Origin of the sequence: Pseudonocardia sp. MH-G8, assembly GCF_002262885.1 — a bacterium.
Taxonomy (GTDB): domain Bacteria; phylum Actinomycetota; class Actinomycetes; order Mycobacteriales; family Pseudonocardiaceae; genus Pseudonocardia.
This window is the reverse complement of the sequence record NZ_NKYF01000007.1, coordinates 119,107-134,878: the sequence shown is the minus strand read 5'-3', so window position 1 is coordinate 134,878 and position 15,772 is coordinate 119,107. Positions and strand designations below refer to the sequence as shown.

At 73.6% G+C, this 15,772-nt stretch carries 14 protein-coding genes; 1 reads left to right on the top strand and 13 read right to left on the bottom strand.

Features of this window, described 5'->3' with window-relative positions:
* Positions 1-5: 5 nt before the first annotated feature.
* Both CFP66_RS18590 and CFP66_RS18585 read right to left on the bottom strand, forming a co-directional pair.
* Complete coding sequence (locus tag CFP66_RS18590; protein WP_094925890.1) at positions 6-1,115, bottom strand: acyl-CoA dehydrogenase family protein; 1,110 nt, start codon at positions 1,113-1,115, stop codon at positions 6-8.
* The gene (locus CFP66_RS18585; protein ID WP_233159529.1) at positions 1,112-2,347 is read right to left on the bottom strand and encodes an acyl-CoA dehydrogenase family protein; all 1,236 of its coding nucleotides are present in this window, start codon (positions 2,345-2,347) and stop codon (positions 1,112-1,114) included. The genes CFP66_RS18590 and CFP66_RS18585 overlap by 4 nt, the downstream gene beginning before the upstream one ends.
* A 148-nt stretch (positions 2,348-2,495) precedes the next feature.
* Between CFP66_RS18585 and CFP66_RS18580 the strand changes: the two genes are divergently transcribed.
* Entirely contained in the window at positions 2,496-3,638 is a 1,143-nt protein-coding gene (locus CFP66_RS18580; RefSeq protein ID WP_094925887.1) for an acetyl-CoA C-acetyltransferase, read from the top strand.
* Positions 3,639-3,692: 54 nt separating this feature from the next.
* Here CFP66_RS18580 and CFP66_RS18575 read toward each other — a convergent pair whose 3' ends face one another.
* The 11 genes from CFP66_RS18575 to CFP66_RS18525 all read right to left on the bottom strand — a co-directional run bounded on the left by CFP66_RS18575 (position 3,693) and on the right by CFP66_RS18525 (position 15,682).
* Positions 3,693-4,457 carry an SDR family NAD(P)-dependent oxidoreductase gene (locus CFP66_RS18575; protein WP_094925885.1) on the bottom strand — a complete coding sequence of 255 codons (765 nt, stop codon included), beginning with the start codon at positions 4,455-4,457 and terminating at the stop codon, positions 3,693-3,695.
* Between the two features lie 163 nt (positions 4,458-4,620).
* Complete coding sequence (locus CFP66_RS18570) at positions 4,621-5,907, bottom strand: acyl-CoA dehydrogenase family protein (RefSeq protein WP_094925883.1); 1,287 nt, start codon at positions 5,905-5,907, stop codon at positions 4,621-4,623.
* Positions 5,908-5,919: 12 nt separating this feature from the next.
* Positions 5,920-6,987, bottom strand: coding sequence for a phosphotransferase family protein (locus CFP66_RS18565; protein WP_094925881.1), 1,068 nt, complete (start codon positions 6,985-6,987; stop codon positions 5,920-5,922).
* The gene (locus CFP66_RS18560) at positions 6,974-7,735 is read right to left on the bottom strand and encodes an enoyl-CoA hydratase/isomerase family protein (RefSeq protein WP_094925879.1); all 762 of its coding nucleotides are present in this window, start codon (positions 7,733-7,735) and stop codon (positions 6,974-6,976) included. Before CFP66_RS18560 ends, CFP66_RS18565 begins: the two co-directional genes overlap by 14 nt.
* Complete coding sequence (locus CFP66_RS18555; RefSeq protein WP_094925877.1) at positions 7,732-9,477, bottom strand: class I adenylate-forming enzyme family protein; 1,746 nt, start codon at positions 9,475-9,477, stop codon at positions 7,732-7,734. Before CFP66_RS18555 ends, CFP66_RS18560 begins: the two co-directional genes overlap by 4 nt.
* Positions 9,474-10,436 (bottom strand): SMP-30/gluconolactonase/LRE family protein, encoded by a 963-nt coding sequence (locus CFP66_RS18550; protein WP_233159528.1) that lies wholly within the window; start codon positions 10,434-10,436, stop codon positions 9,474-9,476. The genes CFP66_RS18555 and CFP66_RS18550 overlap by 4 nt, the downstream gene beginning before the upstream one ends.
* 49 nt (positions 10,437-10,485) lie before the next feature.
* Positions 10,486-12,045 carry a class I adenylate-forming enzyme family protein gene (locus CFP66_RS18545; protein WP_094925875.1) on the bottom strand — a complete coding sequence of 520 codons (1,560 nt, stop codon included), beginning with the start codon at positions 12,043-12,045 and terminating at the stop codon, positions 10,486-10,488.
* 40 nt (positions 12,046-12,085) lie between these two features.
* On the bottom strand, positions 12,086-13,480 hold the full coding sequence (locus CFP66_RS18540; RefSeq protein ID WP_233159527.1) for a phosphotransferase family protein: 1,395 nt from the start codon (positions 13,478-13,480) through the stop codon (positions 12,086-12,088).
* Positions 13,481-13,502: 22 nt separating this feature from the next.
* The gene (locus CFP66_RS18535; RefSeq protein ID WP_158228143.1) at positions 13,503-14,147 is read right to left on the bottom strand and encodes a TetR/AcrR family transcriptional regulator; all 645 of its coding nucleotides are present in this window, start codon (positions 14,145-14,147) and stop codon (positions 13,503-13,505) included.
* Between the two features lie 63 nt (positions 14,148-14,210).
* Entirely contained in the window at positions 14,211-14,426 is a 216-nt protein-coding gene (locus tag CFP66_RS18530; protein WP_094925871.1) for a hypothetical protein, read from the bottom strand.
* Complete coding sequence (locus tag CFP66_RS18525) at positions 14,423-15,682, bottom strand: acyl-CoA dehydrogenase family protein (protein ID WP_094925869.1); 1,260 nt, start codon at positions 15,680-15,682, stop codon at positions 14,423-14,425. Before CFP66_RS18525 ends, CFP66_RS18530 begins: the two co-directional genes overlap by 4 nt.
* Positions 15,683-15,772: the final 90 nt, after the last annotated feature.

The window sequence follows — 15,772 nt, the reverse complement described above, 5'->3', positions numbered from 1 at the left end:
CTCTCCTACACGCCGAGCCGGTCGGCGAGCCGAGCGCGGTGCTGTGCCGGCGGGCCCAGGAGCAGCTCGGCGCTCTTCGCCCGCTTGTAGAACAGGTGCGCGTCGTGCTCCCAGGTGTAGCCGGTGCCCCCGTGGTACTGCACCATCCCGGTCGCCGTCGTGAACGCGGCCGGGCCGATGTAGGTCTGGGCGAGCGCGGCGGCCAGGGGCAGCTCGGCGCGGTCGTGGTCGGCCGCCCACGCGGCGTAGCGCAGCACCGACACCGCGTGCTCCCACGCGCTGTACATGTCGGCGCACCCGTGCTTGACCGCCTGGTAGGAACCGATCGGGCGGCCGAACTGCACCCGCACCTTCGCGTAGTCCACGGTCAGCTCCATCGCCCGCTGCATCAGGCCCACCTGCTCGGCGGCCAGCGCCACCGCGGCGAGGTCGGCGACGACGTCGAGCGCCGCGGCCGCGTCCGCCGTCGCGAGCCGGCGCGCCGGGGTGGCGGCGAAGGCGAGCTTCGCGACGCCGCGGGTCGGGTCGAGCCCCGCGAGCCGGGAGCGTGTGAGGCCCGCGGCGCCGGCGTCGACGGCGAACCAGCCGGGGCCGTCCGACGTCCGGGCGACGACGAGCACGACGTCGGCGGTGTCGCCTGCGAGCACCGGGGTCTTGATCCCGGAGAGCTCCCAGCCTCCGTCGCGTTCGGTGGCCGTGGTGGCGCCGCCGGTGCGGTCCCACTCCCCGCCGCCCTCGGCGACGGCGACGGTGCCGATCCGCTCGCCCGCGGCGAGGCCTGGGAGCAGCTCGGTGCGCGCGGCGTCGTCGTCGAGCGCGAGGAGCGCGTCGGTGGCGAGCACCGCGGAGGCGAGGAAGGGCACCGGGGTGAGCGCGCGCCCCAGCTCCTCGGCGACGACCGCCCGCTCGACGTGGCCCGCGCCGCCACCACCCAGCTCGTCGGGCACGACCAGCCCGAGCGCGCCCAGCTCGGCGAGCCCGGACCAGAGCGCGGCGTCGGAGCCGGTATCGGATTCCATGACGGCACGTACCCGGGCCGACGGGGCCTTGTCCGCGAGGAACTTCCGCACCGCCGCCCGCAGCTCCTGCTGCTCGGCGTCCAGGACGAGCTTCACCGACGACCCCTCTCGCGCTGTGTAGCACTTCTCTGGGTGCCGACCTTCAGCTCCCGGAACGGGACGTCCCGGTCCACCTGCGGCTCCTTCGGCAGCCCCAGGATCCGCTCCCCGATGATGTTGTGCTGGACCTCGTTGGTGCCGCCCGCGATGCTCGACGCGGGCGCCGAGTTGATGCCGAGCGCGAGCTCCGCGGCGCGCGCGTCGTCGGGCTCCCAGGCCACCGCGCCCGCGCCGGCCAGCTGCCCGGCCACCTCGATGGCCCGCCGGAGCAGCAGCGCGCCCGCCAGCTTGGCCACCGAGCCCCGCGCACCCGGCGGGTGACCCGCGACCGTCTCCTGCCGCATCCGGGCGTTGAACAGCTCCAGCGCGCGCTCGTGCGCGTAGAGCTCCGCCAGCCGCTCACGCTGCGCGTGGTCCTGCGCCACGCCGGCGCGCCGGGCCAGCTCGACGAGCGAGGCGAACTCCAGCGGGTTGCTCCGCGGCCTGCGGGTCGAGCCGATCGACACGCGCTCGTGCCCGAGCATCGTCACCGCGGCATGCCACCCGCGGCCCACCTCGCCGATCACGTTCTCGACCGGGACCCGCACGTCGTCGAAGTAGACCTCGTTGAACGGCGCGCGCCCGGACATGTCCTTGAGCGGGCGGACGGTGACGCCGGGGGCGTGCATGTCGACGATGACCATCGTCAGCCCCGCGTGCTTCGGCCGGTCCGGGTCGGTGCGCGCGAGCAGGGCGCCGAAGTCGGCGAACTGCGCGTTCGTCGTCCACACCTTCTGGCCGTTGACCACCCACTGGTCACCGTCGAGGATCGCGCGCGTCTGCAGGCTCGCGACGTCCGATCCGGCGCCGGGTTCGGAGAACAGCTGGCACCAGATCTCCTCGCCGCGCAGCAGCTTCGGCAGGTACCGCTGCTTCTGCTCGGGAGTCCCGAGGTCGGCCATCGTCGGCCCGCACATGCCCATCCCGATCGCGAACGGGTAGACCGGGAGGTCGTATTCGGCGGCCTCGTCGGAGAACACCTGCTGCTCGGCCGGGGTGAGGCCCTGCCCGCCGACCTCCTTCGGCCAGGTGATGCCCGCGTACCCGGCGTCGTAGAGGGCGGCCTGGAACTCCCGCGCCCGGCGCAGCTGCTCCTCGGCGGGAAGCCCGGGGGCCGGGGCGGGGGCGTGCGCGCCGAGCCAGGTGCGCACCGAGCTGCGGAAATCCTGAGTCGCAGCGTTCTGGGTCACGTCGACCACCGTCATGCGCGGTCCCTCCACATCGGCGAGGCGGTAGTCGAAATTTACCGATCAATCGTTAAGCTGACAACCTCCGAACTCTGCCGATCACGGGCTCCAGACTGTACGATCGTTAAGATCCGCGACGAAGGGGACATCCGTGGCTGAGGCTTACATCGTCGGCGCCGTCCGCACACCCGTCGGCACCCGCAAGGGCGCCCTGGCCGGCGTGCATCCCGCCGACCTCGGAGCGCACGTCCTGCGCGAACTCATGACCCGCACCGGCCTCGACCCGTCCGCGGTCGAAGACGTGATCATGGGATGCGTCATCCAGCTCGGCCCGCAGGCCGGCGACATCGCGCGCACCGCCTGGCTCTCCGCCGGGCTGCCCCAGAGCGTGCCCGGCGTGACCGTCGACCGGCAGTGCGGCTCCTCGCAGCAGGCCCTGCACTTCGCCGCCCAAGCCGTCCTGTCCGGCACCCAGGACCTCGTCGTCGCCGCCGGCGTGGAGAACATGGCCATGGTGCCCATGGGCGCCAACGCCTCGGTGATCAAGGAACTCGGCGCGTCCCCCCGCGGCGAGGGCTGGGCCGAACGCTACGGCGACCAGGAGATCTCCCAGTTCCGCGGCGCCCAGCTGATCTGCGAGAAGTGGGGCTACGACCGCGCCGAGCTCGAACGCCTGTCGCTGGAGAGCCACCGCCGCGCGATCCGCGCCATCGACGAGGGCCGCTTCACCGGACAGATCGCCCCGATCGCCGGCGCCGACACCGACGAAGGCGCCCGCCGCGACACCTCGCTCGAATCGATGGCCGGTCTCAAGCCGCTGCGCGAGGGCTGGGAGATCACCGCCGCCGTCGCCAGCCAGATGTCGGTGGGCGCCGCCGCCCTGCTCGTGGCCTCCGAGCAAGCGGTGCGCACCCACGGGCTCACCCCCCTCGCCCGGGTGCACACCCTCAGCGTCGTCGGCGACGACCCGGTCTACATGCTCACCGGCCCCATCCCCGCCACCCAGGCCGCGCTCGCCCGCTCCGGCCTCGCCATCGACGACATCGACCTGTTCGAGGTCAACGAGGCCTTCGCCCCGGTCCCGCTGGCCTGGGCCCAGGAAACCGGCGCCGACCTGGACAGGACCAACGTCAACGGCGGCGCCATCGCACTGGGCCACCCCCTCGGCGCCACCGGGGCCATCCTGGCCACCAAGCTCGTGCACGAACTGCAGCGCACCGGCGGCCGCTACGGCCTGCAGACGATGTGCGAGGGCGGCGGCCAGGCCAACGCCACGATCCTCGAACGCGTCTGACGTACGAACGGTCCTTTCGTCCGGACCAATCGGACGAAAGGACCGTTCGTACGGTCAGCGCGGGGCCATGCGCAGGGCGCCGTCCAGGCGGATCGTCTCGCCGTTCAACATCGGGTTCTCCACGATCTGCACCGCCAGGCGCGCGTACTCGTCGGGCTGCCCGAGCCGCGGCGGGTTCGGCACCTGCGCACCCAGTGCCGCCTTCTTGTCCTCCTCCATCCGCCCGAGCAGCGGTGTGTCGAACAGGCCCGGCGCGATGGTGCACACGCGGATCTTGCGGCTGGCCAGGTCACGGGCCGCCACGAGCGTCAGACCCACCACCCCGGCCTTCGACGCGGAGTAGGACGCCTGCCCGATCTGCCCGTCGAACGCGGCGATCGACGCCGTCATCACGACCACGCCGCGCTCCTCCCCGATCGGCTCCAGGCGGGCCATCCGGGCCGCGGCGAGGCGCAGCACGTTGAACGAGCCGATCAGGTTGAGGTTCACGATCTGCGTGAACCACTCCAGGCTCGCCGGGTTGCCGTCGCGGTCGACCGTGCGCTGGGCGCGCCCGCTGCCCGCGGTGTGCACGACGGCGCGCAGCTCGCCGGTCTCGGCGACGGCGTCCAGCGCGGCCTCGACCTGGTCCGGGTCGGTGATGTCGGCCGCGACGAACGTGGCAGCGGAGCCGAGCTCCTTGGCCGCCTCCGCACCCGAGGACGTCGGCAGGTCGGCGATCACCACGCGGCCGCCGGCGTCGACGAGCCGGCGTGCGGTGGCCAGGCCGAGACCGGAGGCCCCGCCGGTGAGCAGGGTGGTCGTGTCGGCGATCTCCACGGATCAACTCCTCAGGTGGCAGTCACGGCAGACGTCCATGACGTGGGTGCAACGGGTGTGGCAGAAGGGGGGAGGCGCCGCAAGCGCCACTCCGCACACCCAGTGGTCACTTCGCCTAAGGCGGGCCCTGTGCGAAGTGGCAGCTGGATGTGCGGAGTGACCCTCAGGCTCCTACCGACGCCGCGTCCAGGAGGTGGGCGAACTTCGTCCGCGCCGACTCCCGCCTCGTCGGCACGTGCTCGGTCGGCACCTCCCGGGGCTCGTAGTCCTTCAGGACGCGGCGCGCCACCGTGACCTTGTGGACCTCGTCCGGACCGTCGTAGATGCGGGCGGCGCGGGCGTGGCGGTACATCGACTCCAGCGGCAGGTCGGTGGTGTAGCCGAGCGAGCCGTGCACCTGGACGGCGCGGTCGATCACGTTGTAGAGCACGGTGGCGCCGTAGAACTTGATCATCGCGATGTCGGTGAGGGCCGCGGCCGTGCCGCCCTGGTCCATCTTCCAGGCGGCCTGCAGCGTCATCAGCCGGGCCGCGGTCATCTCGGCGGCCGAGGTGGCGATCCAGTCCTGCACCATCTGCTTGTCGGCCAGGACCGAACCGTGCGTGTACCGCGACACCGCGCGCTCGCACAGCATGTCGAAGGCTCGCTTCGACTGGCCGAGCCAGCGCATGCAGTGGTGGATGCGGCCCGGGCCGAGGCGCTTCTGGGCGAGCAGGAAGCCCTCACCCTCGTTGCCGATCAGGTTCTCCACCGGCACGCGCACATCCCGGTAGATGATCTCGGCGTGGCCACCGGGCCGGCCCGGGTGCTCGTGCGGGTCGCCCATCGTGGGAACGTCGCGCAGGATGTCCACGCCCGGGCTGTCCGCGGGCACCACGAACATCGACGCCCGGCGCCGCGGTGGGCCGTCGGGGTTGGTGACGGCCATGAGGATGAGGAAGTCGGCCACCGAACCGTTCGAGGTGAACCACTTGTGCCCGTTCACCACGTACTCGTCGCCGACGCGCTCCGCGCGCGTGGTGAGCAGCGTCGGGTCCGCGCCCGCCCCCGGCTCGGTCATCGAGAACGCGCTGCGCAGCGTCCCGTCGAGCAGTGGCTGCATCCACCTGCGCTTCTGTTCCTCGTTCGCGCCGACGGCGAGCAGCTCGGCGTTGCCGGAGTCGGGCGCGTTGTTGCCGAAGACCGCGGGTGCGTACGCGCACTGGCCGAGGATCTCGTGCATCAGGCCCAGCCTGACCTGGCCGAACCCCTTGCCTCCCAGCTCCGGGGGCAGGTGCGCCGCCCACAGCCCGCGCGCTCTGACCTCCTCCTTCATCGGCTCGGTGGCCCGCGCGAGCGCGGGCCCGTCCAGGTCGAGCGTCTCGAGCGGGATGATCTCCTCGCGGACGAACCCGCGCATCCACTCGAGCTTCTCCTCGAACTCCGGCTCGGTCGAGAAATCCCAGGCCATGCGGTTCCTTCCTCAGATCCCCAGTTGACGTAGCGCGTCGCGGGCGGCCTCGCCGAGCCGCGCGCCCTGCTCGGCCCGCGCCCGTGCCTCGGCCAGGTAGCCGTCGTCGGCCATGTGCCCCGCCAGGTAGCGGGCCTGCACCCCGGCCCCGATGCACGCCGAGCGCCAATGCGAGAACGCCACCCAGTACGGCAGGTTCGACACGTCGCGGCCGGACAGGCGCGCGTAGCGCTGCACCAGTTCGGTGCGGCGCGGGGATCCGGGCGCGGTGCTCGGGCCCGGCGTGGTCGCCGCGGTCTCCTCCCCCGGGTCCTGCCAGCTCGACGCCAGCCACCCCAGGTCGGCCAGCGGGTCACCCGTGGTGGCGAGCTCCCAGTCGAACACCGCCCGGACCGTGCCGTCCGCACCGAAGGCCATGTTGCCCGGGCGGTAGTCGCCGTGGACGATGCCCGTGCTCTGCCGCGGCGCGTGCGCAACGAGCAGGTCGTGCACCTCGTCGAGCAGCGCCACCTCGGTCGCCGGCGCGGGCAGCTGTGCCGCCGAGGCGTGCAGCTGGGTGTGCCAGCGCCGCAGCTGCCGCTCGACGTAGCCGGTGCGGCGCACCAGGTCGCCCAGGCCGACCTCGGCCGGGTCGAGCGCGTGCAGCGCCACGAGCACCTCGACCAGGTGCTCCCCGGCGCGGGCGCACGCCGCAGCACCCAGGGCCACGCCGGCGTCGTGGTCGGCGAGCACCCGCCCGTCGACGTACCCCATGACGTAGAACTCCGCACCGGTGACGCCGGGGTCGGCGCAGTAGGCCAGCGGCGGCGCCACCGGGACGGCGGTGGGCGCGAGCGCCGAGATGAACCGCCATTCCCGGCTCATGTCGTGCGCGGTCGCCAGCACGCCGCCCATCGGGGGGCGGCGCAGCGCGTAGCCGCGGCCTGCGGCGTCGGTGATCCGGTAGGTGAGGTTGGACCGGCCGCCGGACGCCGGCGTGAACTCCACCGGCGCGACGAGGCCGTCGACGTGCGCGGCCAGCCAGGTCACCACCCGCGCCCGGTCGACGCCCGCGAGGTGCGTGTCCTCACCGACCGACATACTGCGGCTCCCGCTTCTCCAGGAACGACCGCACACCCTCGCGGTGGTCCTCGGTGGCGAACAGCTCGCCGAGCGTGCTGCTCACCCACGTCCCCAGGTCGCTCCAGTCCGGGTCCAGAGCCCGGCGCAGCCCACGCTTGAGCGCGGCGACGGCGAGCGGCGGGTTGGCCGCGATCGCGCGGGCCCGTTCCAGCGCGGCGGGCAGCAGCTGGTCGTCGTCGACCACGCGGCCCACCAGCCCGATCCGCTCGGCCCGCTCGGCGTCGATCACCTCGCCGGTGAACAGCAGCTCCGCCGCCCGCTCCCGGCCCACCAGCTGGGCCAGCCGCGCGATGCCCGCCACGTCGCTGCACAGCCCGCGCTTGACGAACAGCTCGCCGAACTTCGCGCGCCGACCCGCGATCCGCAGGTCGGCCATCAGCGCGAGCTCCATGCCCCATCCGACGGCGGGCCCGTTGACCGCGGCGATGACCGGCACGTCGGTCTGCAGCAGCGCTCCCGCGGCCGGCGTGAGTCGCGGTGCCGGCCGCGGCGGGGCGCCCTCGCCGCCGCCCATCAGGTCGCGCACGTCGTCGCCGGAGCAGAACGAGCGGCCGGCGCCGGTGATCACGAGCACCCGCGCGGTGGTGGTGTGCACGAGCTCGGTGAGCTCGTCGTAGGTGCGCCGCCGCAGGGCGTTGTGCACGTCCGGCCGGTCCAGCGTCACCACGCCGACGTGGCCGTCGACCTCGTAGCGGACGTCGCTCACGCCTCTGCCCCCCTCAGCTGCGCGGCGACCGGGCCGCGGAGATCGCGTTTGAGCACCTTCCCGCTCGAGGTCCGCGGCAGCGGCTCGTCGCGGAACACCACGTACGCGGGCACCTTGAACGACGCCAGGCGCTCGCCGACGTGGCGGCGCAGCGCGTCGGCCACGTCCGGGCCGGGCGTGCCGGACCGCAGGTGGACGACGGCCACGGCCTCCTCCCCCAGCGACTCGTGCGGGACGCCGACGATCGCGACGTCCCCGACCGCCGGGTGCTCGAACAGCGCGGCCTCGACCTCGGCGCAGTAGATGTTCTCTCCGCCGCGGATCACCACGTCCTTCATCCGGTCCACGACGTACACCCAGCCGTCGCGCACGCGCCCCAGGTCGCCGGTGTGGAACCAGCCGTCGGTGAACGACGCCGCGGTGGCCTCCGGGTTGTTCCAGTAGCCGCGGACGATGTTCGGGCCCCGGAACCACAGCTCGCCGACCTCGCCGCCGGCGGCGTCCTCCCCGGTCGCCGGGTCGACGACGCGCACGTCCGCGCCCGGCACGCAGCGCCCGACGCTGTCGGGGTGGCTCACGTAGTCGGCGCCGCTGTTGGACACGACGGCCGAGGTGGTCTCGGTGAGGCCGTAGCCGTTGGCGGGCGCGACGAGCGAGGCCAGGCCCGCGTCGATGCGTCCGATCAGGTCCGGGGGCACCGGCGTGCCGCCCATGCTGATCCCGGCGAGCGTCGCGACCCGCTGCGGGTCGGCGCTCGCGTCCTCGACGAGCTGGCGCATCACCGTCGGCACCCCGGAGACGCTGGTGAGCGACTCGCGGCGGACCAGCTCGATGGCCTCGGCCCGGTCCCACCTGTACTGCGTGCCGAGCTTCGCCCCCGCGTGCAGGGAGTAGCAGAGGCTGGTGATCCCGGCGATGTGGAACAGCGGGAACGTGCACAGCCCGCCCTGCTGCGGGGCGTCCGGGTCGGGGACGGGCGGCACGCCGCCGTTCGCGATCGTGGCGCCGACGTAGGCGCCGAGCCGGGTGTTGCGGACGTTCGTGCAGTGGTTGCGGTGGGTACCGATCGCGCCCTTGGGCCGGCCGGTCGTGCCGGAGGTGTAGAGGATGGTGGCGTCGTCGTCGGGCTCCACGTCCGCGTCGGGCAGCGTCGCGTGGGGGTCGAGCGCGGCGAGGAGGTCGGCCCATCGCCGCGCACCGGGCACCGGCCGCTCCCCGCCCCGCACCTCGATCAGCGGGATCCCGCCGAGCTCGGGCAGCTGCGGGGCGATCAGCGCCGCGCGCTCCGCGTCGGCCACCACGAGCCGCGCCCCGGAGTCGGCCAGCGCGTAGCGCAGCTCGGCGGCCGACCACCACGCGTTGAGCGGCACCACGACGACACCGACGGCCTGGGCGGCGAAGAACACCGTCGGCCACTCCGGGTAGTTGCGCATCGTGACCGCGAGACGGTCGCCCTTGCGCAGCCCGAACTCCCCCGTCAGGCGGTGCGCGAGCCCGGCCGTCTGCCGCAGGTGCTCGGCGAAGGTCCAGCGCTGCGTGCCGTACACCTGGTAGGTGCGGTCCCCGAACGCCGCGCTCTCCCGCAGCACCTCGCGCAGGGTCTGCGGGCCGCCGGAGTAGACGCGCATCGGGATGCCCCGCACCACGCGGTCGACGACCTCGAACTCGGCGCCCGGCGCGGTGAACCGGGCGGTGAGCGCCGCCCGCGGGCTCACGGCCGTGCTGCTCCCGGGCGCGCTCATACCGTGAACGCCAGGTCGAGGCCCGCGCCGGCCCACCCCAGGGCGTAGAGGACCCCCCGCCCGGACGAGGTGACGTAGGCGGTGCGGGAGTCGGCCCCGGCGAAGCAGATGTTGGTGACGAACGGGTCGGGTTCCGGGACCGGCACCTGCCGCAGCAGCGTGCCGTCCGGCGCGAGCACGCTCACCGCGCCGGTGATCAGGGTGGCGACGCAGACGTTGCCGGCACCGTCGACGGCCAGCGAGTCGAGCATCTGGTACCCGGCGAACCCGTGCAGCAGCCGCGCCCCGCCCGCCCCGACGCCGCCCTCGGCCGGTTGCACGCGGCCCGGGGTGGGGACGTCCCAGCACCAGACCCGGCCCGGCCCGGTCTCGGCGACGTAGACCCGCGATCCGTCCGGGGACAGGCCGACCCCGTTGGGCTGCACGAGCGGGTGCACGACCTCGGTGATCGACGAGCCGTCGGGCCGTGCGTAGTAGAGGGCGCCGGTGTCGCTCTCGCGCGCCCGGCCCTTGCCCAGATCGGTGAACCAGAAGCCGCCGTCCGCGTCGAACACGATGTCGTTGGGACCGCGCAGCGGCCGCCCGTCGCAGGAGGTGTAGAGGTCGGTGACGGTGCCGGCGCCCGGCCCGTCGAGGACGACGCGCTGGATTCGGCCGCCGATGTAGTCGGCGGGCTGGTGGCCCGGCGCGGTGATCCCGTTCCGCTCGTGCCACTCGAAGCCGCCGTTGTTGCAGACGTAGGCGGCGCCGTCGGGGCCGATCGCGGCGCCGTTGGGACCGCCGCCCAGCTCGGCCACGACGCTCACCCGCCCGTCCGGCGCGACGCGCGAGAGCGTGCCGCGCTTGATCTCGACGAGCAGGACGCTGCCGTCGCGCAGCGCGATCGGTCCTTCGGGGAACTGCAGCCCCGTGGCGACAGGACGCATCCGGGTTCCGGCGGTGGGGTCGGCACTGACCATGTTCGAGCCCTTCGTCGCGCTCTCCTGACTGAACGACCGTTAAGTCACGCTACGAGGGGCTCCCGGCCGTGTCAACGGCGTCGCGCACCCGGGCCCGCAGCTCGCGCTTGAGGATCTTTCCGACGGTGTTGCGCGGCAGCCCGTCGACGATCAGCACCTGGCGGGGGCACTTGTAACCGGCCAGCTGCCCCGCGCAGAACTCGCGGATCTCGGCCCCGGTGGGCCGCTGCCCGGCCAGCGGCTCGATCACCGCGACCACCCGCTCGCCCCACACCTCGTCCGGCACCCCGACCACCGCGGCCGCTGCCACCGCCGGGTGCTGGTGCAGCACCTCCTCGACCTCGCGGGAGTACACGTTCTCCCCGCCGGTGAGGATCATGTCCTTCCTGCGGTCGACGATGTAGAAGTAGCCCTCGGCGTCCCGGCGGGCGAGGTCACCGCTGTGGAACCAGCCGTCGCGGAACGCCTCGGCACTCGCGTCCGGGCGGTTCCAGTACGCGGAGCACACCTGGTCGCCACGGACCACGAGCTCGCCCACCTCGTCCGGGGCGCAGTCGGTCCCGGTCTCGTCGACCACCCGGACGGCCGACACGGCCATCGGCCTGCCCACCGACGCCAGCAGCTCGGTGCGCCCGGCCGCCGCGGCGACGTGGTCCTCAGCGCTGTGCACGAGCACGTTGCCGGCGAGCTCGGTCATCCCGAACCCGGTCTGGAACGAGGCGTTCGGGAAGCGGCGCATCCCCTCGCGCAGGGTCGCCACCGGCATCGGCGCCGAGCCGTAGCCGATGCGCGTGATCGACGAGGTGTCGTAGGAGTCGAACGCGGGGTGGCGCAGCAGCATCGCGAGCATCGTCGGCGCCACGGTCGTGCTGGTCACCCGGTGCCGCGCCACGGCGGCGAGGAAACCCTCCGGGTCGTAGCGGCGCAGCAGCACCACCGTGTCGGCGACCATGTGCGACACCAGCACGCCGTAGCCCGCGATGTGGCACAGCGGCCACGGGCACAGCGACACGACGCGCTCCTCACCGCCCCGCGACCAGCTCACGCCGGCGTTGACCACGGCGGCGGCGACGTTGCGGTGGGTCAGGACGGCGCCCTTCGCCCGTCCGGTCGTGCCGGAGGTGTAGAGCAGCCAGGCGGGCGCGTCCTCGTCGGGCGGGGCGGGCTCGGTGGCCGGCCGCCCGTCCAGCAGCGCGGCGAACCCGAGCGCGTCCTCGGCCGGCCCGTCGACGGTGACGATCGTGCGGATCGAGTCGACCGCCGCCGCGGCCGCCCGGGCCGTGTAGAGGAACTTCCCCTCGGTGACAAGCACGCTGGGCGTCGAGTCGGACAGCAGGTCGACGACCTCGCGCGGCGCCAACCGGTGGTTGACGAACACCAGCGCCATCCCGGCGAGCGGCACGCCGTAGTAGGCCAGCACGTACTCCGGGTTGTTCTCGGTGAGCACGGCGACCCGGTCGCCGGGCCGGGCGATACTGCCCAGGCCGTGGGCGAGCCGGCACACGTCGGCGTGGAGCTCCCGGTAGCTCCACGCCCTGTCCTCGAACTCCAGCGCGGTCACCTCGGGCGCCCGCATCGCGGCGAACGCCACCACGTCACTGATCCTCATCGATCCTCCGTGGTCGAGCAGCGGTGGGAACGGTCCCCCGTCAGCCGGGGTGGGCCAGGTAGCGCGGGTTGGCCACGGCGAGCCGGTCGGTCACCGCGGCCCGGACGGCGGCGAGCAGCGCGGGGTCGTCCGCCTCGAGCACGCCGGCGCGGATCGCCGCGGCGAGCCCCGCCTGGTCCTCGTGGGCGAACGCGGCGAGGCGCTCGCGGTGCCGCCGCTCCTGCTCCGGCCCGAGCAGCAGCTCGCGCCCGACGCCGTCGAGCGCGCCCGCGGCCACCCGCGCGAGGAAGTTCAGCCTGCCCTCGGTGGCGGGCATGACGTCCTCGCGCAGGAACATCGAGACGGCGGCCACGAGCTCCGCCGCCGTGGGGTGGCCGTGCAGGTCGGAGCCGGGCGCCGGGTCCCCCGCCTCCGGCGGGTCCGCGGGCAGTCCCAGCGCGAGCAGCACGTCGTGCTCCTGCTCGCACACGCGCCGGCCGATCGCGGCGAGCTCGACCGACGGCGTCTGCCCCGACAGGTGCCGCTCGGCCATGCCCCGGCAGCCGACGGCCCAGCGCGCGGTGCCGTACACCTGCCACCAGCGCACGGCCTCCGGGTCGGGGCGGTGCCCGGCCACCTCCGCGTAGCCGTCGAGGAGCTGCTCGACGGTGCCGAACCCGCCCGCGGGCAGCGGCGAGCCGAAGCGCCAGCACTTCACGCACAGCCAGCCGAGGTCCTCGCGCGGATCGCCGCGGTGCACCACCTCCCAGTCGAGCACCGCCCGCAGCCCGTCGGGGTCGACGATCAGGTTGCCGGTGCGGAAGTCGCCGTGCACCACGGTCTCGGCCACGTCGGCGGGGCGGTTGCGCTCCAGCCACTTCATCGCGATCTCGATGGTCGGCAGCGGCTCGCCGAGCGCGTCGTAGGTGGCGCGCAGGCTCTCCAGCGGCTCGACCGGCTCCAAGCCCGGCACGTCCTCGACCGGGATCGCGTGGATGCGGGCGAGCGTGCGTCCCAGCTCGGCGGCCAGGCCTTTGCGCGCCGCGGCGTACCGGGGCTCCCGCAGCAGCCGGCGCGCGATCGTCTCGCCGTCGACGTGCTCGGTGAGCAGGTACGGCGAGCCCAGCACCGCCGGGTCGGTGCCGCTGTCGACCAGCCGCGGCACCGGGACACCCCCGGCCTGCGCGGCGGCGATGGCGTCCGCCTCCCTGGCCATCCCCTCCGGGCGCCCGGCGCCGGGCGGGTCGCGGCGCAGCACGAGCCGCCGCGGTGGTCCGCCGGCCCCGTGCGCGGCGAACGACCACGTCTCCAGGCTGGCCCCACCGGTGAGCCGGGTCGGAGGCGGCACCGTCACCCCGGTACCCAGCACCACCGCGAGCCGGCGCTCCAGCAGGCGGGCCAGCACGTCCGGGTCGGACGCGTCGACCGCGCGCCCGTCGAGCACGGGGGTCGTCACCGGACACCTCCGCGAGCCGGGATCAGCCGGTGCGCGACCCGACCATGTCGAGGGCCAGCCGCTGGTAGCGGCGCACCACCTGGGCGCGGCTCAGCCGGCCGCCTGCGGAGAACCAGCCCGCGACGCCGGTGCACATCACCACGATCGCCCGCGCGGCCTCGTCCGGCAGGGAGGTGGTGAACACCTCCCGCGCCACCCCGTCCGCGACGGTCGCGTCGAAGTAGCGCTGCTGCTGCAGCCGCTTGGCCCGGTGCGCGCTGCGGACCGGCTCCTCCAGCGCACGCAGCTCGCTGGTGCCCAGCAGCGTGCCCCGCTGGTCCTCGAGGTGGAACAGCACCTGCACCTCGACCAGCGCCCGCAGCCGGTCCGCGGGGTGCTCGCCCGCCGCGTCGAGCGCCGTGGAGGTGCGGTGCAGCAACGCCTCGATCCCCCGTTCCATGATCGTGGCGAGGACCTGCTGCTTCGAGGTGAAGTGGTGGTAGAGCGCCGCCGGGCTCACCCCGGCGCGCACCGCGATGTCCCGCACGGAGGTGCCGTGGTAGCCGTGCTCGGCCATGACCGCGATCGCCGCGTCCAGGATGCCCGACTCCCCCGGCAGGCTCGACCGCGACGAGCCGGACGTAGCCGGGTGCGGACGGGCGGGATGCGGACGGGCGGGACTCGCCACGCGGCCACCTCCCATCAGGCGTCCGGTCGGTCAGGGGCAGCCAGGCTACCTGCACGGACGTCCTCACTTGACGGCCAGGGGGTTGATCGGCGAGCCGAGCGCGCGGCGGAACCTGATCGGCGGCGCTGCCATGAAGACGTCACCCGCGCGCACCTCGGTGCCCTGTGCGGCCGGCGTGGCATCCAGGCTCGTGGTGCCCCGCACGTCGCGCCGCCCGTCGACGTCCCAGCTGCCCCAGTTCGACAGCCGCCTGCCGATCTCCCGGAAATCGCCGGTCATCCGCGGATCCTGCGGGGGCCGGCGAACCCGAACAGGTACCCCGCCACCTTGCGCATCTGGACCTCCTCGGAGCCCTCGGTGATGCGGTAGCGGCGGTGGTGGCGGTAGATGTGCTCGAACGGCGTGTGCCGGGTGTAACCCAGGCCGCCGTGCACCTGCATGGCGCGGTCGGCCGCCTCGCAGACGAACCGGTTGGCCCGGTAGTTGCACATCGAGACCTTGTCACTGATCTCCATGTGCGGCACCCGGTCCAGCTCCCACGCCGTCTTGCGCACCAGACCGCGCAGCATCTCCGCCTCGGTCTGCAGCTCCACCAACGGCCACTGGATCGCCTGGCGGGTGGCCAGCGGTTGGCCGAACGTCACCCGCTCACGCGCGTAGGCCACGCTGCGGTCGACGCAGAACTGCCCGGCGCCGACCCCGGAGGCGGCCTGGCGGATCCGGTTCTCGTGCACGAACGTCTGCGCGACCGCCAACCCCTGACCCTCCTCACCGAAGATCGCCGAGTGCGGCACCCGCACGTCCCGGATCGTCACCTCGGCGTGGTCGGTGGGCATGTTGAACGTCCACCAGTGGAAGTCCACCGAGAAGCCCGGGCTGTCGGTCGGGGTGAAGAACGCCGTGATCCCGCGGGCGTCCCCCGGCTTCCCGGACGTCCGCGCGAACACCACGTCGTGCGTTGCCGAGTGCATGCCGGAGTTGAACCGCTTCGCCCCGTTGAGGATCCAGTCGTCCCCGTCGCGGACGGCCGTGGTCTCCATCCACGTGGCGTCGCTGCCGTGGTCGGGCTCGGTGAGGCCGAAGCCGATCCGCTTGGTGCGGCTCAGCATCGGCTCCAGGAACTCCTCCTTCTGCTCGCGCGTACCGAAGGCGAGCATCATGTGGACGAACGGGAAGTCCCCGACCACCGACGCCTCGTTCTGCAGGTCGTTGTGCAGGCCGAGACCCTTGCGGGCGAGGTGCTCGCGGATGACCGCCATGTCCAGGTTGCTGCCGTCGCAGCCGCCGACCTCCTTCGGCAGCCCGTAGCGCAGCCAGCCGGCGGCGTCGGCGCGGCGGAACATCTCGCCGAGCAGCTCCTCCCACTCGCGCCGCGGCACGCCGCCGTTCTCGAAGTCGGTGCGGGAGTACTCGCGGCGGTGGTCGAAGAACCGCTCGTTGTCGTCCTGCGACTGGAGGGGTCTGATCTCCCGCTCGACGAACTCGTCGAGCTCGGCGAGCCGTTGGGTCAGTTCCACCGGGAGTTCGAAGTCCACGTTGGCCTCCTTAACGATCGTTCAGCCAGCATGGCACCGCGTCGGCGATGAGGAAAGAGGGAGGCGATCTCGGAGGCGCTAGCTCGCTTA

Bases quoted from the DNA above. Each gene is read 5' to 3' on its own strand.
- CFP66_RS18545 (WP_094925875.1), bottom strand. From the start codon at position 12,045: ATGAGGATCAGTGACGTGGTGGCGTTCGCCGCGATGCGGGCGCCCGAG.
- CFP66_RS18565 (WP_094925881.1), bottom strand. From the start codon at position 6,987: ATGTCGGTCGGTGAGGACACGCACCTCGCGGGCGTCGACCGGGCGCGG.
- CFP66_RS18530 (WP_094925871.1), bottom strand. From the start codon at position 14,426: ATGACCGGCGATTTCCGGGAGATCGGCAGGCGGCTGTCGAACTGGGGC.
- CFP66_RS18570 (WP_094925883.1), bottom strand. From the start codon at position 5,907: ATGGCCTGGGATTTCTCGACCGAGCCGGAGTTCGAGGAGAAGCTCGAG.
- CFP66_RS18555 (WP_094925877.1), bottom strand. From the start codon at position 9,477: ATGAGCGCGCCCGGGAGCAGCACGGCCGTGAGCCCGCGGGCGGCGCTC.
- CFP66_RS18550 (WP_233159528.1), bottom strand. From the start codon at position 10,436: ATGGTCAGTGCCGACCCCACCGCCGGAACCCGGATGCGTCCTGTCGCC.